The organism is Treponema peruense (assembly GCF_016117655.1).
In the GTDB taxonomy this organism is placed as follows: Bacteria; Spirochaetota; Spirochaetia; order Treponematales; family Treponemataceae; genus Treponema_D; species Treponema_D peruense.
In genome coordinates this window covers 394,754-416,031 of the sequence record NZ_CP064936.1, presented here as the reverse complement: position 1 = coordinate 416,031, position 21,278 = coordinate 394,754, and the positions used below count along the sequence as shown (strand labels likewise).

The 21,278-nt window shown below is 44.2% G+C and carries 19 protein-coding genes; 5 read left to right on the top strand and 14 right to left on the bottom strand.

What is annotated here, in order from left to right; translation table 11 throughout:
- Positions 1 to 90 precede the first annotated feature (90 nt).
- Positions 91 to 2,367 (top strand): radical SAM protein, encoded by a 2,277-nt coding sequence (locus tag IWA51_RS02115; protein ID WP_198442967.1) that lies wholly within the window; start codon positions 91 to 93, stop codon positions 2,365 to 2,367.
- A gap of 11 nt (positions 2,368 to 2,378) precedes the next feature.
- Here IWA51_RS02115 and IWA51_RS02110 read toward each other — a convergent pair whose 3' ends face one another.
- From IWA51_RS02110 to IWA51_RS02095, 4 genes are read right to left on the bottom strand one after another with little or no spacing between them, the layout of a single operon-like run.
- Positions 2,379 to 2,795, bottom strand: a complete 417-nt coding sequence (locus IWA51_RS02110) for a hypothetical protein (protein ID WP_198442966.1) — start codon at positions 2,793 to 2,795, stop codon at positions 2,379 to 2,381.
- A 56-nt stretch (positions 2,796 to 2,851) separates the two neighbouring features.
- Entirely contained in the window at positions 2,852 to 3,139 is a 288-nt protein-coding gene (locus tag IWA51_RS02105) for a hypothetical protein (RefSeq protein WP_177527815.1), read from the bottom strand.
- Positions 3,136 to 3,942, bottom strand: coding sequence for a hypothetical protein (locus IWA51_RS02100; RefSeq protein ID WP_198442965.1), 807 nt, complete (start codon positions 3,940 to 3,942; stop codon positions 3,136 to 3,138). The genes IWA51_RS02105 and IWA51_RS02100 overlap by 4 nt, the downstream gene beginning before the upstream one ends.
- A 39-nt stretch (positions 3,943 to 3,981) precedes the next feature.
- The gene (locus IWA51_RS02095) at positions 3,982 to 4,248 is read right to left on the bottom strand and encodes a hypothetical protein (RefSeq protein ID WP_198442964.1); all 267 of its coding nucleotides are present in this window, start codon (positions 4,246 to 4,248) and stop codon (positions 3,982 to 3,984) included.
- 89 nt (positions 4,249 to 4,337) lie between these two features.
- On the opposite strand from IWA51_RS02095, the gene hisH reads away from it, so the two are divergent.
- Positions 4,338 to 4,982, top strand: a complete 645-nt coding sequence (gene hisH / locus IWA51_RS02090) for an imidazole glycerol phosphate synthase subunit HisH (protein ID WP_198442963.1) — start codon at positions 4,338 to 4,340, stop codon at positions 4,980 to 4,982.
- A complete protein-coding gene (gene hisF / locus IWA51_RS02085; protein WP_177527811.1) occupies positions 4,982 to 5,752 on the top strand; it encodes an imidazole glycerol phosphate synthase subunit HisF in 771 nt (256 codons plus the stop codon). Before hisH ends, hisF begins: the two co-directional genes overlap by 1 nt.
- On the opposite strand, the gene pyk is transcribed toward hisF, so the two are convergent.
- The 10 genes from pyk to IWA51_RS02035 all read right to left on the bottom strand — a co-directional run bounded on the left by pyk (position 5,749) and on the right by IWA51_RS02035 (position 19,189).
- On the bottom strand, positions 5,749 to 7,548 hold the full coding sequence (pyk, locus tag IWA51_RS02080) for a pyruvate kinase (protein WP_198442962.1): 1,800 nt from the start codon (positions 7,546 to 7,548) through the stop codon (positions 5,749 to 5,751). The two genes, hisF and pyk, sit on opposite strands and share 4 nt — an antisense overlap.
- An 18-nt stretch (positions 7,549 to 7,566) precedes the next feature.
- Positions 7,567 to 7,953 carry a 6-carboxytetrahydropterin synthase QueD gene (gene queD, locus IWA51_RS02075; protein WP_198442961.1) on the bottom strand — a complete coding sequence of 129 codons (387 nt, stop codon included), beginning with the start codon at positions 7,951 to 7,953 and terminating at the stop codon, positions 7,567 to 7,569.
- Positions 7,954 to 8,057: 104 nt separating this feature from the next.
- Positions 8,058 to 11,222 (bottom strand): FlgD immunoglobulin-like domain containing protein, encoded by a 3,165-nt coding sequence (locus IWA51_RS02070; protein ID WP_230402690.1) that lies wholly within the window; start codon positions 11,220 to 11,222, stop codon positions 8,058 to 8,060.
- 11 nt (positions 11,223 to 11,233) lie between these two features.
- Complete coding sequence (locus IWA51_RS02065; RefSeq protein ID WP_198442960.1) at positions 11,234 to 12,304, bottom strand: hypothetical protein; 1,071 nt, start codon at positions 12,302 to 12,304, stop codon at positions 11,234 to 11,236.
- 69 nt (positions 12,305 to 12,373) lie between these two features.
- Complete coding sequence (gene ispH / locus IWA51_RS02060; protein ID WP_198442959.1) at positions 12,374 to 13,219, bottom strand: 4-hydroxy-3-methylbut-2-enyl diphosphate reductase; 846 nt, start codon at positions 13,217 to 13,219, stop codon at positions 12,374 to 12,376.
- An 88-nt stretch (positions 13,220 to 13,307) separates the two neighbouring features.
- Complete coding sequence (gene secF / locus IWA51_RS02055; RefSeq protein ID WP_198442958.1) at positions 13,308 to 14,543, bottom strand: protein translocase subunit SecF; 1,236 nt, start codon at positions 14,541 to 14,543, stop codon at positions 13,308 to 13,310.
- Entirely contained in the window at positions 14,543 to 16,279 is a 1,737-nt protein-coding gene (gene secD / locus IWA51_RS02050) for a protein translocase subunit SecD (protein ID WP_198442957.1), read from the bottom strand. The genes secF and secD overlap by 1 nt, the downstream gene beginning before the upstream one ends.
- The gene (gene yajC / locus IWA51_RS02045) at positions 16,272 to 16,739 is read right to left on the bottom strand and encodes a preprotein translocase subunit YajC (protein ID WP_198442956.1); all 468 of its coding nucleotides are present in this window, start codon (positions 16,737 to 16,739) and stop codon (positions 16,272 to 16,274) included. Before yajC ends, secD begins: the two co-directional genes overlap by 8 nt.
- An 84-nt stretch (positions 16,740 to 16,823) precedes the next feature.
- The gene (locus tag IWA51_RS02040; protein WP_198442955.1) at positions 16,824 to 18,560 is read right to left on the bottom strand and encodes a tetratricopeptide repeat protein; all 1,737 of its coding nucleotides are present in this window, start codon (positions 18,558 to 18,560) and stop codon (positions 16,824 to 16,826) included.
- On the bottom strand, positions 18,560 to 19,189 hold the full coding sequence (locus IWA51_RS02035; protein ID WP_177527802.1) for a LiaI-LiaF-like domain-containing protein: 630 nt from the start codon (positions 19,187 to 19,189) through the stop codon (positions 18,560 to 18,562). Before IWA51_RS02035 ends, IWA51_RS02040 begins: the two co-directional genes overlap by 1 nt.
- Positions 19,190 to 19,294: 105 nt before the next feature.
- On the opposite strand from IWA51_RS02035, the gene IWA51_RS02030 reads away from it, so the two are divergent.
- Both IWA51_RS02030 and IWA51_RS02025 read left to right on the top strand, forming a co-directional pair.
- The gene (locus tag IWA51_RS02030) at positions 19,295 to 20,353 is read left to right on the top strand and encodes a tetratricopeptide repeat protein (RefSeq protein ID WP_177527801.1); all 1,059 of its coding nucleotides are present in this window, start codon (positions 19,295 to 19,297) and stop codon (positions 20,351 to 20,353) included.
- A complete protein-coding gene (locus IWA51_RS02025; protein WP_198442954.1) occupies positions 20,353 to 21,228 on the top strand; it encodes a lytic transglycosylase domain-containing protein in 876 nt (291 codons plus the stop codon). The genes IWA51_RS02030 and IWA51_RS02025 overlap by 1 nt, the downstream gene beginning before the upstream one ends.
- The last annotated feature ends 50 nt before the right edge of the window (positions 21,229 to 21,278 follow it).

Here is a 21,278-nt window from a genome sequence, read left to right as displayed (position 1 = left end):
TTAAACTGTCTTAAGTGTAACACATTTTTCACATTATTCCCATATCATATCCGTATTGAAAATTAACGGCGCGGCCATTATAGTTTAGGCATGAAAACCCTTGTAATCCAGCCGCCGCTTGTTCAGCTTAACACAGCCTATCCTTCGGGAGCATATCTTGTTTCTTTTTTCAGATCCCTTTCAGTTGAATCAAAGTGGTTCGATTTGAGTATTGAACTCTTTCACAGAATATTCTGTGCTGAAGGACTCAAGCGGCTCTTTGAACTTACCGCTGACCGTGCCCTGCAGCTTGCAGACAAAGCGCTGGATGAAGGAAATGAGACTGCGGCAGAAAACTTGCGGCGCTATATTTCACAAAAAGACGCGTGGATAGAATGGATTGACACAATCACCTCTGTTCTTGCCGACGGTTCACCGCGCTCTTCGAGGGAAGCGTGCCATAAATTTGTTTTTTCACCGCACGTACCCCGCGGAATGAGAACCGAGCGCCGCCTTTCACAACTGGACAGAATGCCTTCCACAGATGATGCGCGTTTTCTTGCCAGCATGGAACTTGCAGACCTTGCAGACTATATAACTGCAGTTTTTGACAGCGGATTTTCTCTCGTAAGATACGGGGAGTCCGTTACAATAAGTGAAGCCGCCTTTGACAGTATAGAAAAGGGAGCAGATGCACCGGTCCTCAAGGAATTTTACGCGCCTCTTCTCAAAGAAAAGTTCGGGCCGCAGTCTTCTGTATATGAAAAAATCAGAAACTCAGAAGAAAAATGTCTTGTCTGCATAAGCGTCCCTTTCGCAGGAACATTCGCGGCGGCTCTCCATACAGGACGTTTCTTTAAGGACACGTTCGGTGACAAAGTGTTTGTTTTTTTTGGCGGTGGCTTTGTAAACACAGAACTGCGTGACTGCCGCGAAAAAGCTCTTTTACGCTATACAGACGCAATCTGCTACGACCGCGGCTACGGTTCCTACAAGGCTTTTATTGACGCGGGATTCTGCAGCAGGGATTATGACAAAACGCCCCTTTACAAAATACGTTTTTTTGCAAAAGAAAAAGACGGCACGACGTCAGTAATTGACCCGGTTGAACACGACACAAAAGCAGAACAGTACGAAAATGAAATGACAGCATCGGTTATGCCAGACTTTTCTGACATAAACACTTCAAATTATCCGAGAATGATAGATGACGTTAACCCCATGCAAAGAATGTGGTCAGACGGAACCTGGCTCAAGGCATATATGGCTCACGGCTGTTACTGGCACAAATGTGCTTTCTGCGACGTAAACCTGGACTATGTTTCGGGCTACAGAATGACCTGCACCGACCGCCTGTTTGACTCACTCAATACACAGGCCCAAAAGCACGGCGTTTACGGAATACATTTTGTAGACGAAGCCATGCCGCCGGTTTCTATGAAAAGATTTGCACATCTTAACGCGGCTCAAGGGAACAGTCTGTCCTGGTGGGGAAACGTGCGCTTTGAAAAAGTATACAACCGCGACACAGCAGACTTTCTTTCATTCGGAGGGCTTACGGGTGTTTCGGGCGGCATAGAAATTGCTACGGGAAAGGGCCTGGATCATATTCACAAAGGAACAGACATTGACTCAATTGTAGGTGCATGCTGTGCTTTCAAGGAAGCAGGAATTCTTGTTCACGCCTACATGATTTACGGTTACTGGCAGGAAAGTGACCAGGATACAATAGATTCCATGGAAACTCTGCGTCAGTTCTTTGAAGCCGGCCTTCTTGATTCGTGTTTCTGGCATAAATTCACTCTTACAAGACATTCGCGCATTTACAGTGAATACAAACAGGGGCTTTACCCCGAACTTAAGGTAATTGAAGACAAATCAGCCGGAATCTTCGCCAGAAACGGCCTTCACTTCAGGGGAGAAAAAAATTCAGAAAAGTTCCGCGGCGCACTTAACTTTGCACTGGAAAGCTGGATGCACGGTGAAGGGCTCGAAAAGCGCGTAAACAAATGGTTTGACTTTGCGACACCAAAGCCGACAGTTCCGCTGGACTACATAAAAAAAGCAATAGAACGCTACGAACAAAAGCGTGATGCAGCCTACAATGCGCCGCTAAATCCACAAAAAAACTTCTGGCTCGGAGGAACCATAACGCCCTGCTGCCACAACAGATATCTTGAATGGTACTACATGGGAGAGCCTTTCAGAATTGAATGCACTGCATTAAAAGGATTCGGAACAGTACAGAAACTCAACGGTCTGCTTTGTTCCCTTAGTCCGCGCAACAAAAATGATGAATCTGTAAAAGAACTTCAGGAAGCAATAAAAAACCCCGCCGCAAAAAGACTCATGCAGTCACTGCGCGGGCGGGGTCTCGTTCAGATTTAAGGCTGTTCCGGTTATTTTTTAATGCAAACCATTGCGCCAAGAATAATCAAATGCTGTGCAAAGGAATACAGCCACCTGAGGAAGTGGTTTGCACCGCCGTTCAGGATTCCGTTTGAACCAAGGAAGTCGCTCAGTACAATTGCTACAATCCACACTATCATTACGATAAGCATAAGAATTGTATCCAGCGTACCGAATCTGTCACCAATAAAAAGTTCCAGAAGAAGGAAGATTCCGGCAAGAATTTCAATTACTGAAAATACGATGACAAGAATTTTGGCGACATCACCGTTAAAAATATTGCGGATAGCATCGATTGCAGCATCACCGCCACCCTGCAGTCCCCAGATTCCACCCACAGCGAGCATAACACCCACCGCAATGTGAAGAAGAAGCCTGCCCAAAGAAAAAGAAGAAACCTTACCCATTTTTCAAAATCTCCTTAATGGTAAAATAGTCTGCAAACTGAATTTGCAAACCCAATTTATCTTTTAATCAAAATTAAAAGCCCTGTAATAAAGAAAACCAGCGGAACAACCTCAAAAAGCACTTGCGGAACAGAAAGTCCAAAAAGCACCGCATTCTGCAAACCAAGGATTCCGAAATCAACAAGCAATCTGTAAATACTGCCTGCAAACTGAACAATAATGCCGGCCGCAATACTAATCCACGCCCCGTCACCGGTTTTGTTCCAGAGTATCATTGCCAGAAAAGCCGCAGCTCCGCCAAGCAGAAGCTTAAGAACAAACATCACAATCTGCGCTGTAATCATATTTTTTCCATTACAAAAGGTTTTTTCTTCAATGCCGAAAACACCCCGGGATCTGCACCAAAAGGAACAATACCCGGAACATCATAAAACGGGCTCACCACGACCGCGCAGTCAAGACAGTGTTCTGCAAATTCACGGTATTTTTCTTTGGGAACTTTGGGATAAAGATAAGGTCCGCGACGCTCCCAGTATTTTGTAAGAACAGTATCGTAAATGAACCAGTCCTTTTCACTTTTTGACTGGACAGCAAGAATTATATCATAAATTGAACGTGCACAGGCAGCTTCGACAGCAGCAGAAATTCTGACAGAAGAAAGAGCGAGTCCTGCAAGTGCCGCTTCGTTTTTTTCGTTGTCCAGAACTGCCAGAATAAAAATTCCCGGAGTCCAGGCAAGAGGTGGCTCTACAATAACACAGTCAGCACTACTCCACACAACGCCTTCGGGGCTCCACGGCTTCCAAAAAAAAGTTTCTTCAGAAGAAATTACAACCGCTGCAGACAAAGCCTTCTGCCTGTCATTGAAAACAAATATTTTTCTTTTTGAATCAAGTAAAGTTTCTACAGCTTTCAAAAGCCTTCCCGAAAAACATGTGGGAAAACTTCCGGTAAGTCCGCGCGAAAGAACATTCTTAAACATGGTAAAGGCGCCTGTTCCGCCCCAGCCCAAAACTGCGCGGCCTGCATCCCTGTACAAATCGGTAAGGCGCACACCTTTCTGCGTATATAAAAAAGGACCGCGTGCACGCCTGACAAAACCAAAGCGTTCCGCAATCGCGTCGTTAAGAAAATCAACTTCACTCATATTGATAAATTATAGCAGAATTCAAAGCTCTCGTAAACGTCATTTTTTTGCAGCCTGAGCGCCGTCTGTTTTTTGCCCGCTGTTCTGGTCAGAAGCATTCTGCTCTTTTGCACCGGAATTATCTGTTCCCGCTGCAGCCGGTGCCGGTGTACTTTTCTTTGCTTTTCTGAGCTTCGGAGGACGCTTTTTGTATCTTACGACATAATTTGCCGTACAGACAAAAACAAGCATAAGTACCGTAATAAAAATTACGCGCCAGTCCTTAAGCACTTCAAGACACAGATTCAAAAGTTGCATAAAATCCATACTGTAAATATCGGAACAACACCCGCGTTTTCGGATTATTTTTTTTAACTTATGTTGACACCGTCCGCGCCTGTTGGTAGAATTCCCGCATGACAGGTATAGTAGATTATAATGCAGGCAATATAAAAAGTGTTGAACATGCACTGGAATCCCTCAAAACTCCGTACATTCTTTCAGGAAACCCGCGTGACCTTGAAAATGCAGACAGACTTATTTTCCCCGGGGTTGGAGACGCGGCCTATGCAATGAAACAGCTTAAACTTACAGGCTTTGACTCTTTTCTTAAAGACTGGGTTGCAGCAAAAAAACCACTGGCAGGAATTTGTCTTGGCTCGCAGATTGTCTTTGACTGGTCAGAAGAAGGTGATACACAGTGCCTTGGACTTCTTGAAGGAAAAATCGTGCGCTTTTCAAACCTTATTTCCCCGGAACTTGCAGAAAAAGAAGGAATAAAAATTCCGCACATGGGATGGAATGACGTAAAATACTGCAACGGAGGCTCAAAACTTCTTGAAGGAATTCCCGACGGAACAGACTTTTACTTTGTACACTCGTACGTAATTCAGCCGCAGGACGAATCTGTAATAAAAGGCTATGCAGACTACGGAATCAAAGTTCCCGCGGTTGTAGAAAAAGACAACATAACAGTATTCCAGTTCCACCCCGAAAAATCAGGAAAACCAGGACTTCAGATACTCAAAAATTTTGTAGAAAAAACCAGCCGGAGCGAATAATGCTTAAAAAAAGAATAATAATCTGTCTTGATGTAAAAGACGGAAGAACAACAAAGGGAATCAAATTCAAAAACAACATAGACATTGGCGATCCTGTAGAAATGGCCGCAGAATACTACAGACAGGGCGTGGATGAACTGGTATTTTACGACATAATGGCCAGTGCACGCGGAAGAGGCCCCATTCTTGACCTTATAGCACGCGTCGCTTCACAGGTATTCATTCCTTTTTGTGTAGGCGGCGGAATAGGAACACTTGACGACATTCGCTCAACAATACTTGCAGGCGCAGAAAAAGTTTCACTCAACTCGCAGGCTGTAAAAAACCCGGAACTCATTAAAAGCGGCGCCCGCGTTTTTGGAAACCAGTGCATTGTTCTTGGAATGGATGCTGCAAGGGATGCTTCCATGCCAAGCGGTTACAGGGTTTACATAAACGGCGGCCGTGTTGCAACAGAACTTGACGCACGCGAATGGGCACAAAAAGCCGTCTCGCTTGGAGCGGGCGAAATTGTACTCAATTCAATAGACGCAGACGGAACCCGCGACGGTTACGAACTAAATCTTACGCGCATGATAAGTGAAGCCGTTGAAGTTCCGGTAATAGCATCTGGCGGCGGCGGAACACCTGCACACCTGACAGACGTTCTTACCAAAGGAAAGGCCGATGCAGCTCTTGTAGCAAGCATGGTACATTCCGGAGACTACACGGTGGGATCAATCAAAAAATCCCTTGCGCATTCCGGAATTCCCGTAAGGCTTACCGACTAGACGATAGCACCTTCGTAAACAAGTCCCTGTTCGCCGTCTATAGAAATTGAAAGATTGTCTTCCAGAATCTTAACGGCGTCAGGTACATTCTGTATATAAACAAGCGATTTGTTTACCAACCGCAGGTTTTCTTCAGAAATATCACTTCCTGTTTCGGACACAACACCGTCAACTATCCTTAAAACAGGAATCATTTCTTCTGTAATTCTGTCGCAGACAAGTATAGTCTTGTGGCTGAGTCTGAGAGTTTCTTTCAACTCCAAAAAATTCTGGACATGAATAACACGGCCGCATACTTTTTGCTTTGCACTGTCTGAATAACCAAAGACTGTTCCGCGGGCAATAATGTTTCCTACAACAAGAACACGTATTGTATTTGCCATAAGAGGGCTCGAAAGCGGAATTCCTGCGCACATTACAACCCTGTCAGAAAGTTTTACAAGACCGTTGTCTATTGCAAGTTTTACCGCATTTTGAATCATCATGTCAGAGTCGCCCGCAATTCTGCACAAAACAGGAGTAACGCCCCACTGTATCATAAGCTGGCGCTGCACTTTTTTATCAGGCGTTACGGCAATAACTATCTGCTCTGGTCTGAAACTACCAATCATGCGGGCTGTGTTTCCGTGAAGCGTCGGTATTATTATGGCGCGGGCTTTTATGTTTTTTGAAAGTTTGTATGCACTGTGAGCAACCATGTGTCCTACTTCAACTCCGGGAACATAAGCAGAGTCAACGTAGCGCATGTGCTCCTTATACTCGGCTGAATCTTCTGTCGTGCGTGCAATAAGAGCCATGGTTCTTACAGACTCAACAGGATATTTACCGCCGGCAGTTTCTCCAGAAAGCATTACGGCATCTGTTCCGTCAAAGACAGCATTTGCAACATCAGTAAGTTCTGCGCGGGTTGGCCTAGGGTTTACAATCATGGAGTCAAGCATCTGTGTTGCGGTAATTACAGGCTTACCGGCGGCACGGCAGCAGCGTATAATTGCTTTCTGTGCCAAAGGAATTTTTTCTGTAGGAAGCTGAACCCCCAGATCTCCGCGTGCAACCATAATTCCGTCTGACTCACGGGTAATTGCTTCTATGTTGTTAAGACCTTCTTCGTTTTCTATTTTGGAAATTACGCGTGCATTTGCTCCAAGCGACTTCAGATATTCCTTAATCTGAACAACTTCTTCGGGGAAACTCACAAAACTTGCGGCAACAAAGTCAATGTCCTGTGAAGCACCGAATTTAAGGTCTTCGCGGTCCTTTTCGCTCATAATGGGAAGACCGGCATGAACTCCTATAAGGTTTACGTTTTTGCGGCTTCCGAAAGTTCCTGCATTTGAAGCCGTACAGAATATTTCGCCGTCTTTTACACAATCAACAACAAGTTCAATAAGGCCGTCGGCTATAAGAACCTTCATTCCGCTTTTGAGTTTTTGAGGTGCTTCTTTCCACGAAACAGAAATATGACACGGAGTTGAGCCTTGCGCATTTGTACAAAGAGAATCATCTGCGGTAATAGTCACTTTGTCACCTGCAGAAACAGAAATTATTTTGTTATCTTCTGTCAGTCCTGTGCGGATTTCAGGACCTTTTGTATCAAGAAGGATTGCAACAGGAATATCAAGTTCGGCCGAAACTCTGCGGACTCTTTCCATTGCCTGCTTGTGCCAGTCATAGGTTCCGTGCGAAAAATTAAAGCGGGCAATATTCATTCCAGCCTGAATCATCTGACGTATGGTTTCGTCATTGTCGCAGGCCGGACCAATGGAGCATACAATTTTTGTCTTACGTGTCTGCATAATTTTCCTCGTTTAATTTTATTCGGCAATATAGCGCGCCCTGTTTGTATCGGTTTCAAAAACATCAACTGCATAAAGATGAACATCGCTTTTGGCATCCAAAGCCAGCGACGGGATTTGCTGCAAAATTGCCCTGTAAATGTAAACGGCAATGCGTTCGGCACTGGGGTTCTGGTCAAATTCTTCTATATCATTCAGATTTGTGTGGTCCAAGGAACCGCATACAGCACGCAGCGCTTTCTTTAATTCCGTAAAATCAAGAAGCATTCCGCCGCCGTCAAGGGATTTTCCTCTGGCGTGTGCATAAACTTTGTAATTATGGCCGTGAAGGCTTTCGCATTTTCCGTGATAATTTTTTAAATAATGAGCCGCACAAAAACCGGCTTCTACTCTGACTTCAAACATAAGCAGAGTATACCATTTTTTTTGCTTTTTTTCCATTAAGAGAATATAAAAAAAGAAGGCTGCCCGTTTTTTTGGGACAGCCTTCTCTTTGCCAAGGGCGCAGATTATTTTTCTAGAATAAATTCTACGCGGCGGTTTTTCCAGTTGACGTTTTTGTCCTTGCGGTCTGCAACCGGTTCGGAACCACCCTTTCCGTCAACAGAAAGTCTTGAAGATGAAACACCAAGTTTGACCAGCTGGTCCTTAACGTACTGTGCGCGTTTCTGTGACAGCGGTTTAAGAGCCGGACCCCATCTGTTTGGATTGTCCACTTCCTCTTCTTCCATTGTTCCGGTAACGCTGTTTGCGTGGCCAACAACAGTAACTTTGTAGTCACCGAACTTCTTGAGAATATCCGCAATTCTTTTGAGAACGCGCTCGTTATTGTCTGCCTGCTCCTGTGTAATTCCGGCTTTGGTAACCTTTCCGTCTGCGCCAAGAACCTGCACTCCAAAGTCTGCATTGTCACTTCTGAAAATAATTGAAGGTACCTGCATCTTGAGTTTGTTTCCGTCGCGTACAACAAGAACATCAATGCTTATTTTTCCTTCTACCGAATTCTTCATTCCAAGATCATCAGAAGCAGAGAAAACATAAGTGTAGTCTTCTGCAGACTGAACAAGTTCGCCGTTGTTACCGCGTCCATCCCAGATAATGCGCTCTGTAATCGTAGACTTTCCGCTTGTCTTCCAGAACTGGTTGCCGTTTCTGTCATTAATTACAAACGACCAGTTTTTAAGATTTGCAAGTGTCTGGCAGCCGAGTCTTATAAACAGATCATCATCGTTGCCGTCATTGTCAGGACTAAAGTAGCGTGGGGCTGTTTTTACGGTAAGGTTCGGCTTTTCTGCAGTACAGATAAATGCCGAAGACGTTGCGTCAACAGTATTTCCCTTTTCATATTCAATGTGAAGTTTTCCTGTAAATGTTCCGTTTGCAACAGAACCATCGTCGCAGTCTCCTGCCCATACAATAGAAGCCGGCAAATTCTTCTGGTCTTTGTCAGAGAAGCGCTTTACAGTCTTTCCGTCAGAAGAAACCATGTCAAAAGTCCATGCCGAGATTCCCTCAGAAAGTGAAGTCTTTACGCTGAACTTCTGTGTGTCAAGAACACCGTCGCCGTTCGGAGAGAAGCCCTCATACTCGTTGGTAACATAGGCGCTTACAGCACGTGCATCAACGCGTATTCCCTTTATGGAAGCAGATGCTCTGTTACCGGCCGCGTCCTTTGTCCAGACTGTAAGTTCATACTGGCCGTCGGGTACTTTGTTTCCGCTTTCGTCGGTTCCGTCCCATGCAAAGTCAGTTACTTTTCCGTTCTGCCATGTGAATGTCCTTACGGCAGCTTTTTTTGCAGAAGACTTGATTTCTGCAGTCCAGCGTACTTCAGCTGAACAGTTTGCAACACTAACAGGAATTGTCTGTCTTGAGCTTATTCCGTCCGGAGAGAAAACCGTGTACGGAGCGGCAATTTCTATAACAGGAACCTGTGTATCCAGAACAAATGTCTGGCTTGAAGCAGAAGCTTCTGTTCCGCTTTTTGCAACAGTCTTAATCTGCGCAGAATAAATTCCGTCAGAACTTCTTGTACCGCTTTCGGTCATTCCGTCCCAGACAACAGAAGACGGCAAGTTGCCCGAACCTGAATATGTTTTTACAACAGTGCCGTTTGAATCAGCAATATCAATTGTATAAGACTCAATTCCGCTAGAAGCCTTTGCTTTAGGGAACAGCGTAAGCGTATCCTGAGAGCCGTCACCGTTCGGAGAGAAAGCTGCCGGTGTAACAGAAAGCACAAGTTCAGTCTTGCTTGTGTCAAGAATAACAGGTTCACCGGCTGAATATATGGCCCTGTTTCCTGTATTTTCTGAAACTTCAACTTCGTAAATATATTCACCGTCTGCAACAAGCTGGCCAGCAGCATCGGTTCCGTTCCATTCAACACTTTCGGGAAGAGCCGTACCAAAATCAAATTCTTTTACAACAGACTTGTCGGCAGCAATAATTCTTCCCTTCCAGAGTTTGTCTCCTGTCCATGAAGGTTCAACCATACTCTGCTGGAAAAAGCTTATGCTGTCAGAACCGTTGAACACCTTTTTCTGCGGAAGAGCAATTGTAGCGCGCGGAACAGTATTGTCCAGAACAAATACCGGTGAAAGCAAAGGTTCGGGTTCGTAACCGTTGGAATAGCGTGCGGTAACTTTTGCACGGTATTCACCTTCTTCCAGTGCCGAACCGTCATCCCCGTTACCGTCAAATTCAATAACAGACTTGGGATCGTTCTTTCCGGAATAAGTGCGCACGACACTTCCGTCATTCTTTCTTACAATTTCAACCTTCCATTCAGATAGTTCATTTACTTTTGAAGTAGGAGCCGGAATAACTACATTGAACTTCATTACCTTTGTTCCGACAGAAGCAGCCGGTGCAAAAAATCTTGAACCGTCAATTGCAATCTGTGTCTGCGGCTTTTCTGAAGAATAAATTATGTTTGTAATGACAGCCTTGTCAGAAACGTTACCTGCAGCATCGGTAGAAGAAATCTCATAATTGTAGATTCCGTCGGCAACAACAGAACCAGAATTATCGCTTCCATCCCATTCAATTGTAAGTGGCTCTGAATTTTCAAAACTGAACGAACGAACGGTTTTTCCGTCTGCATCAGTAATTTTTGCAGACCAGAGATTTTCCTTGGAACCGCTCTGTTTGATTCTGAGCTTTGACTTGGCACCTTCACCAAAAGTTTTGTCACCGGCCGGAATCTGCGCAAGTTCAATAAGAGGTGCTGTATTGTCTACAATAACCTGCAGTTTTGAAGTTGTTGCGCTGTTACCGTTGTCATCAGTAGCACTGAACTGATAGTAATAAATTCCGTCGGGCGCAATTGAACCGTCATCAAAAAATCCGTTCCAGATAATCTTTGAAGGAATCTCAACGCCCTGTTTTGGAGTAATGAGCGACTTAAAGAATGTTTTAAAAGTAATGCGCTCTGGAAGTTTAACCTTGTTACCTATTGTACGGACAGTTTCGCCCTTTTCGTTAGAAATGGTAAAACTCCATTCGTTAACGTAACGCCTTTCTTTTATTCTGAGCGGAACTTCAAGCGAATCCTGGATTCCGTCGTTGTTGGGTGAAATATAAACCGGTGCACGTTCTGCAAAAACAGGAACGGCCATAAACATTCCCGAAAGAATCAGGACTTTTCTTACTATATTATTTAACTTTTTCATCGAAACTCACCTTATTCCTCGTCCCAAAGATAAATTTCAGGAGCATCGGTATCTTCCATTCCAAGATCCATTCTGGCGCCGGCACTCACGGCATGAATTCCTCCGTAAAGGTTCTGCCATGCAAACGAAGGGGAAATTTCACTTTTTGCCCAGTTGTCATTGTTTTTGGAAATTCCGCTGGAATTGATTGCAAACTTGAACGAAAGTCCAACGCTCGGACAGCTTACACCGCGGGAACCGCCTGCCGCCATTTCACGAACATTTGCCTGCCATGAAACAGAAAGTTCCGCGATTTTTGCATAACTCAAACCAAAACCAAAGTCAAAAACCGCATTCTGGAATGTAGGAACGCTCAAATCTACACTAAAGCCGCCCGTAAGTTTTTTTACATCAAAAAGGGTTGCGGCAAAAGAAACACGCGGTGTTACAATTCCGGGGAATCCTGAACTTTCTGCATCAACGTCAATTCCGATAACATCATATCCGACTGCAGGTTTGCCAAGATTAAGGAACGCAACGCCAAGCCGCGGTGACTTAAGGAATTTAATGTCATCAAAGACATAGAGCGCGCCCAAATCTGCACCTACGCTAAAGTCCGAACCTTTACCGGTGTAAAAGCCCGTGTACATGTTCATTCCTACAGAAAGTTTTTCATTCACTTCCTTTGACACGCCGAATCTGAGCGTAAGAACATCGCGCACGTTAAGACCGTTGATGTCAGAAAAAATTCCGTGAACATCACCGCTGAACACAACCCACCTTGAAGGCACAATCAGTCCAATCTGAAAAGCTCCGCCAACACTTGAGTCCGCGGACTGTTCCAGATCGTTTTTATTTGTGTTAAAAAACATTGTTCCGCTAAGGTCAAGATTAATGCGCTGGCTCAATGCGGTGAGTGCCGGGTTATAGGCAGAAGAAAGAGCCGATACACTGAACAAAGGTCCGCCCGAAGCCGAAGCTGCCCCTGTCATAAGATCAGGACTTGCCAGGCGGTATAAATCTTCACCGGCAAACGGCGGGTTGTACGCAAAAAGACTTGAAGCCGTAAGCGCGGCAACAAATGCAAATATAATTCTTTTCATTAATTCCTCCTGATAATGAATAAGATTATTCAAACATTTTGTTATAGTACATAGAATTCAAACAACTAGTCAAGACAAAAGTTTCTGTTCGACTGCATCAATAACCTGGTCCGGTGTACTGGCGCCGGCAGTAATTGCAACAGTCTCCAGATCAAAAAAAACGCGCGGAATCTCATCCTGGTTTTCTATAAGGGCTGCATTTTTACAGATAGACGCGGCCGTTTCAAAAAGCCTGCGCGTGTTTGCAGAATTTTTTCCGCCAATAACAAGTATTCCGTCTGCCTTACCCTGCAAATCCCTGAGTGCATTCTGCCGTTCCATTGTAGCAGAACAGATAGAATTAAAAACCTGAATATCAGCATTTTTTTCCTTTAGAATTTGTGCTATTGCAGAAAATTCATCCGGGCTGAACGTAGTCTGGGCAATAAGAACCGACTTTTGAGGAATCTCAAGTGCAAGCGCTTCGCGTGTGTTTTCTATGACAATCGCCTTTCCGTCAGCATAAGCACTTATACTCACAACTTCGCCGTGGTTTCTGTCACCGGCCACAATAACCGTAAAACCACGCGCGGCCCATTCTGCAGCTCTTTTCTGGCTCAGATGAACGCGGGGGCATGTTGCATCAAGAACAATCTGTGCCCGGTCTTCCAAATCTTTCATAACTGCAGGAGTAGTACCGTGCGCGCGAACAACAACCACACTGTTTTTGTCCACAACAGACAAATCGCGCGCGTCAAGAACACTCATTCCGCGATTTTCCAAAACACCCAATACCGACGGATTGTGAATAAGCGGCCCCAGGGTAAAAACTTTTTTATCTGTACCGGCATTTTCATCAAGAGCCCTGAACGCAGTTTCTACAGCGCGTCTTACGCCCATACAGTAACCCAGAATTCTTGCACGAATTACTTTCATTGAATATCTCCGGCGCATTTTCCTTAACAAAAAAACCGCGCCGTAACATAAAGTCATTGGCGCGGTCAGTATAGCAGATGAACGTCCCTTACTGAGCGTCCGTCATTGTCAGAACATTTTTGTTTGGTTCTGACTTTTTCTTGTTTTCTCCATTCCAGTTGCGGCGTACAAATTCAATGAATCCCGAACTGATAAAGATAGAAGAATAACAGCCCGAAACAAGACCCACGGTAAGAACTTCGGCAAATGTCTTGATTGAACCTTTTGTAAATACAAGAAGCGCAATTGCAGCAAACAAAGTAGTTACTGTTGTAATTATAGAACGTGTCATTGTTTCAGAGATAGATATGTTTAGAATATCACTGAAATTCTTTGTATCCAGAGTCTTCGTATTCTCACGGAGGCGGTCAAGAATAACAACAGTTGCGTTGATTGAATAACCGAAAATCGTAAGAATAGCAGCCAGTGTTGTAGTAGAGAATTCAATCTGTGTCCAAGTTATGAAAGTAAACATAATAAGACAGTCATGAACAAGCGCTATAATTGAACCAAGTGCAAAGTCCCAGTGGAAGCGGATTGTTGCATAAAGCCAGATCAAAAGCAGTGTAACAAATGCAAGAACAATAGACTTTACAGCAAGTGAACTTGACATCTGTGAACCGACAAAATCTGTCTTTACAGTAGCAACATTATCTGCACCGAATTTCTCGCGCAGGGTAACAACTATAGAATCCTGAAGTTCCTTTACAGAAGCTTCTGTTTCGGGCATAGCTGCACGAATCTGGAAACTGGGGTTTGACTTGTCACCAAGAGCCTTGACTTCTACATTCTTTCCTTCAAGGGCGGCGCGTACAGAGTCAATGTTTACAGAAGAATTTTCTTCAGGAACATAAAGGCGGTAAACGCTGTCAGAAGTAAGACGTGCAGAAACGGCACTGTCAGTATAAATTCCGTAAGAATCTGCATTTGCAGAAGCAACAACTTTTGCAATGACCCCCTCTACAGTAGAAAGGGCATTGGCCATATCCTGAATTGTAGGATTCTGTCCGTAAGTAAAGGTTCTTGTTTCATTTTCTGCACCAGTTCCACTTATAACAAGTGAAAGTCCTGTGTTTGTAGTTTCTACAGAAACAGTAGCAGATCCCTTATAAGAAAGTTCCATTACTGCAGGAGCAATGCGCACTTCTTCTACAAGACCTGGAACGAAATCAATACCAAAATTAATTCCGCGAACAAAAAACCCTATGATACCAAATAAAATAACAGCGCAGCTAAGAATCGCGCAGACCGGAAAAGCCTTGTTAAATTTCTTTACCGTTTTCATTACTTAATCCTCCAGCCGATGCTGATATTTTTCTTATGAATAACTTCTGTCTGGAAGTCGAACATAAGGCGTGATACGACAAGAGCTGTAAATACTGTCGAAACAACACCTATCGCAAGGCTGACCGCAAAGCCCTGGATTGCTCCCGAGCCAAGCTGAGACATGAAGATAGCAGCTATGAACGTAGTGATGTTTGAGTCCATAATAGCCCAGAACGCGTTGTCAAATCCCATTGAGATAGAAGCAGCACGGTCTTTTCCAAGCCTGCGTTCTTCCTTGATTCTCTCAAAGATAATTACGTTTGCATCTACAGCCATACCGATTGTAAGAATCATACCGGCGATTGTAGGAAGTGTAATCGTAAGGTTGAATGCGCTCAAAATACTGAACATGATATAAAGGTTAAGAATCTGAACAACACATGCGTTGACTCCGGCTCCCTTGTACCAGATGAGCATAAAAATCATTATTGAAGCAAGACCTACAGCAATTGCAAGAAGTCCCTGACGAATGGCCTGGTCTCCGAGAGAAGCACCGATAACTTGCTGGCTCTCTACAGAAAGAGGAACATCAAGCCATGCAGTCTGCAAAACCTTGCGCAGATTCTGTGCTTCCTGCTGACCGAATCCGTCTATGGCAACCTGACCGCCGGTAATAGCTGTCTTGATTCTTGCGTTTGACTTGATTTTATTGTCGCTTACGATACAAAGATTTTCACCCACATGGGCACCTGTAAATGTACCGAAAATTTCGGCTCCTTCGGAGTCAAGTGTAAAGTTAACCTGCGGCTTTCCGAATTCATCAGAACCGACTTCAGCAGATTTGATGTGTTTTCCGTCAAGTGCAATTTCTTTCTTTACAACAATGAAACCCTGGCGCTGGTCAAGACCGTAGGCATCTGTTGTATAGAATCCCATTACTTCGGTATCTGCCGGAATAATGGAAGAATCTATAAGATTTCCCCTTGAGTCAAATGTTGAATCCATGTGGTTGTAATAGTAATTGTTGAACGCACTTGTTGCTTCCATATCTGCGAGGCGGAAGTTAAGAATTCCACGTCCCTGGATAATAGAATTTATCTGGTCTGCTTCTGCAGAACCAGGAAGTTCAATGTAAATTCTGTCTTCCCCCTGCTGGCGGATTGTAGGAGAAGAAAGACCAAAGCGGTCAATGCGACTTGTAAGTGTATCTACAGCCTGTGTCATTGCCTCTGCTCTGAGTTTTTCTTCATCTGCAGAAGCTGAATCACCTGCATTTGCTACAACAGCGTCAAGGTCGGCCTTTACGATAACATTCATACCACCGCTCAAATCAAGTCCGAGCTTAACGGAATTCTTGTAATAATTCTTGACCTTAAGGATTCTGTCGCGGTAACGTCCTTCAATAAAGTTTACAAGTTCAAGCTGTGAGCCAAAAGAAGAAAGTGCATCCTTGAGTGTAAGAGGAGACGGAACTTCCTGCTCTGCAAGCTTAAAGTTCTTTGCAGCCTGTTTTGCAAGCCAGTTCTGGTCTTCAGAAACAAGTACTGAAGGATCAGCCTTAACGGCATTTACAAGGTCGCGCATATCACTTGCAGCTTTTGCGCTTGAATAGTCTTTAATGCTCTCGAGTGAACCAAGTGCAAGTGCCTGCTCTTCCTTCGGAGTGCGTACGTACCAACTCAGTGAAGGCCACAGGAACGCAAAGCACATCGCAAGGACGGCAAGAATAAAAATAAAACGGGATTTTTTACTCATCTTTCTTTTCTCCGGATTCTGCAGTCGGTTCCGCAGTTTCCTCGGGTTTATTTTCAGAAGTTACTGCTTCAGCTACCGGCTCTTCTTTCTTTGCCTTTTTTCCGAACAGTGATTTCTTTTCGGCAGGTTTTGCCGGTTCTGCAGGTTTGTCTGCGATAACTGTAGCAATTGCAGTACGGTTGAATTCTACTTCGGCACCGCTTTGTACCTTTACAATAACAGTACGTTCTTTTGTTGAAGAAATAACTCCGTGGATTCCACCGATAGTAACAACCTTATCTCCCTTTTTGAGAGCATCAATCATCTTCTGTGTTTCCTTCTGCTTCTTGTTCTGGGGACGAATCATGAAAAAGTACATGATAAGCACAATAAGAATAAGGGGAAGCATCATTCCGAATCCGCCGCCGGCAACACCGGTTGCAGGAGCAGCTGTCTGAAGTAAAAATGGAACAAATGACATATTGATTTCCTTCCTTTTTTAAAGATAGTAGTAGCGTTTAGAATAACACTAATTTTTGTAGATGACAAGTGTCGAAGTTGAATTCTACTTTCCCAAAAGGGAATTTAATTCTGAATTGAGGCGCAGAACTTCTGTATTGAGAGGATCAAGGGCTACAACCTGCTTGAGATAGTATTGGGCGCGCCTCCAGTCCTTTTTTGCATAGTAAATTTTATACAGCCGGAACAAAGCGTCCCTGTTTCTTGGGTTTGCAGTAAGGCTTGAACGCAGGTCACCAAGAATTTCATCCTCTGTGGCACCAAAAAAACTCCTCTGGTAGTACAAAAAACTTTTCATGCGCGCCCCGGAACCGTCCATGAGCGATGCTATCATCTGCTTTGCAAGGGAACGCTGGCCTGTTGCAACCAGAACCTTTATGTAAGCCTGCTGTGCCGCCTCACTTTGCGGGGCATTTTTGTACATTCTGTCGGCACATTCCGTTGCTTCGGTAAATTTTGACAGGGCAAGACAAATATCTATGTGGTTGCTGATAATTTCAGAATCAGAAGAGCGGCCCATAATTCCAAGGCTCATTGTGTATGCCTTCTGCCACTCACCTTTTCTTATAAGTTCCGAAATGCAAATTTTTGCAGCAGAAAGACTGGATGGGTCCTGTTCAAGAACTTTCTGTGCAATTTCAAGGGCATCCATTCCATTTATGGAAGTATTTGCAGAAGACGCAATCTGGGCTGCCAGAAGAAGCACTTCACTGTCCCCGGGGTAAAGGTTCATTGCAGACGCAATTGTTTCGGAAGCCGCCGTATTGTTTTTGTTCCAGTCACGCTGAAGCCTTGCGCGAAGAACAAGATAATTCTTTGAACTTACATCGTTTCTTGCATAGGCGTCCAGAAGTGAAGCGGCCCTTATAAAATCACCCTTTTCCATGAGAATTCTTGCCCTGAACAGAACATAGCGCAGGTTTTCGGGTTCAAGGGACAAAACCCTTACGACATAGGACTCTGATTTTTCCATTTTGCCCAATGCAAAAGAAGATTCTGCACAAATTTCCAAAAGCTGTACATTCTGCGGATAAGAAGAAAGCAGTTCTTCTGAAAGGGCAAGGGAGCGGCTCATGTCACCGCGAAGAAAAAGCGTTTCTGCAAGGGCAAATTTTACCTCAAAGACTTCGGCGGCATACTTCCGGCACTGTTCAAAGTAAGAAAAAGCCGCATCATAGTCTTTGCGCGCCGACTTGAGTTTTCCCAAAAGATAATTTGCAAGAACAGAATCGGGGCGCATGGAAAGAGCCTGACTGAGTGACTGTTCTGAAACATCGTAGTAATCACTGCGGTCTACCCCTGAAAGAAGTACCAGCGAAGGCAGCAGTATTGTAAGAAAGTCTGAATTCCCGGTACTTGAGTCATAGATTCCACGGCGGGCACTGTCAATTGCGCCCATATAGGGATTAACGGTATCTGACTGCGGAACATCCCAGGTTACCTGCTCTGACGGCCACACAATGTGCATTATTTCGGCGCAAACTGCCAGCAAAACGCGTTCGTTGGTTTCGTATTCTTCCTGAACGCTCTTGTGAAGAAGTGATGCCGCCTGCCTGAGCGTCTTGGGGGAACCAATTTCAACAAGTTCCATTACGCGGCTGCTTATTGACGAAAAATAAGCACGTGATTCTTTTCTTGAAGAAGGAATTGTTACGGTAACAACGCTGTCATCAGACGGAATTTTTGATGTTCCGTCCGGCTTTGGCGTACTTGCGCAAGAGAAAAATAGCAAAGGTACCGCAAAAAGAGCAGAAAAAGTTATTCTGCCTTTCCCTCTTGACATCAGATTTGTGCCTCTCCCTGGGAATCATCCTGCATGTAGGGAAAATCCTTGTTGTGTCTTTTCTGGACAATAAAAATGAGTATGAGCCCTATGCCCAGAAAAACAAGAATAAGCGGCCAGCACTGTGAAATAAAACGCCTGAATGAAAACGGAACAACTCCCATCGAAAACAGAAGGAATATTGCCCCAAGACCAATGAACATAAACGCAGGGAACAAAAATACCGTACGAAGGCGACCATACCTAATAAAATCAGCCGGAATAAGCATAATTCCGAATACAAGAAGAGAAAACGGCCACATCTGTTTAATACTAAGGCTTATTACACCGATGTCCATAAGAAAAGCAAGCACTGCAGAAACAACAGCCGTAAGTCCCAGCGAAACACAGAGACTGCTTTTTGTAAAGGCAATGGCAATAAAAAAACAGATTTCACCGAAAGCAAGAAGAACAACGGGTCTTATAATTGAAATATTGCTTCCTTCAAATATTTTTTTAAGTGAAAGGGCAATTCCCGCAAGAAGCAGAACAAAACCTACTGCAAGAATTATATTGGAACGTACGGTTTCCTTTGTCTGGGGAATCACAAAGAATTTTCTTTTACCGCCGGAATTTTTACTGTCTGTCATATATTTCACCCTACGAAACTACTAGAAAATAGGCTATGCGCCACTATAAGAATACAATAACTTTGGGTTCTTGCCAATAACTTTAACGTTTGCTACAATTAAGTTATGTTCCAAAAAGCAATTACAGCAGTTACCGCGGCCGTTCTCTGCGCGCTGCTCTGCTCCTGTTCACCCAAAGCCCCTTCAGCAAGGGAAACCGGAATAAAAAATTTCAAAAACACACAGAAAAAACTCAATGAACTTCTTCTGAGAAACGATCTCTCAAAAGAAACGCGGTATGCAGTGGTAAACAGAATTGCAAACAACATGCTTTCTGTAAAAGACTATACAAACCTGATAGTTTTTCTGACTGAATGGGCCGAAGACCACCCCGACGACCCGTACAATGCCTACTGGCTTCTGATGACCGCATATGCATATCTTGAAAATGATGCAGAGCCGATTGCAGAATATTATTTTGAACGCATAATCAACAACTACAGCGACCTTAAAATTCAGGGTAAGTCAATTCACTTTCTGTGTCTGCAGCACCTTATCCAGATAAGCAAAAGTTCTGCAAACAAAATATCTTACTTTAACCAGCTTATTTCACGATTTCCCAATAACGTAAGCATAACCGAACTTTACTACCGACTTGCCATCGAATACGAAAATGAAGGTGAATGGAACCAGGCAATCAGAACATACACGCTTTTCCTTGACCAGGACGACGCTTCCACGATTCAGATTGCGGGGGTTCCGAACGCATTTCTTAAGGCAAAACAGCTTATCGACTTCAACAATTCTTCAAAAGACTGGACCTTTGAGTCGCTGGATGCCCTTGTTACAGCAGTAAAACGCGCAATCTCGAACTACAATTACAAGGCACTGGATCGCTACAAGTCAAAGGTAAACTTTTTTGCCATGTCATGGCGGCAGGATGAAACCGACACGAATGCCCAGGAAAACTTTTCAATGCGTTCCTTTATGCGCGGAAACAGAATACGCTACAGTGCCGAACTCGACAGTACTTCTTCACCGACAGAAGCATACTTAAGGACAACAGGCTGGAGCAATTACGTTAACGTCTGGTACCTTTACTTCAGAAAAGTAAACTTCCCTGCAGACCCAGAAATTCACGGAAGATGGGAATGGGCCGGAATCTACTTTGGTGAGAAGCTCTGATGCTGCACAAAAAGCGCTGCATTTTTTTTCTGTGCCTGATTGCCTTTTCCACGCTTTTTGCAGAAGGACCGCGCAGAAAAAAACTGGAACTTCCCGGCGCAGACAGTCCGCTTACAAAAAAGTACCGCGATAACTATCTTACCGACGCAGGCCGCAAGTGGCTCAGAGAAGTGTTGTACAATTCTGCACCGTACCGCCCTTACATAAGAGCGCAGTTAAAAAAGCGCAGACTTCCCATGATTCTGCAGTATCTTCCCATAGTAGAGTCGGACTATAAAGTACATGCCGTGTCAAAATCGGGTGCGGCCGGAATGTGGCAGTTTATGGAAAACAGTATGAGCCCTTATCTGAAGAAAAATTACTGGTACGACGAACGGTTTGACCCGTGGAAGGAAACTGACGCTGCACTTTCAAAACTTGCAGACAATTACAAAATGTTCGGAGACTGGTCATTTGCACTTGCGGCATACAACATGGGAGCCGGCGCAATATCACGCACAATAAAGGAACATCAGGGTAAAACCTACTGGAATCTTGCAGAAAACGGTGACATAAGAAGCCAGACCGCAATGTATGTTCCAAAACTTCTGGCCGTAGCAGACATAATAGAAAACGCAGAATATTACGGCCTTATAGACATTGGCGCGATAGACAAAATAATAGAGGGAAAAGCCCCTGAACAATACTCTTACCTTCGCATAACAGGAAAAATAAGCCTTTCAGAAATAGCCGCCGCAACAGGAATAGATTTGGAAACACTTATCTTCCTGAACCCTGCCCTTTTGCATGAATGCACACCTTCCAAAGAAACATACAGGCTCAGGCTGCCATACGGAAGCGCAAAAAAAGCGGCCGAAGACTTAAAAAGGCGCTGACAAAACAGAATATTGTGCCAGCGCCTTTATATTGAACACAAAACTTTTTT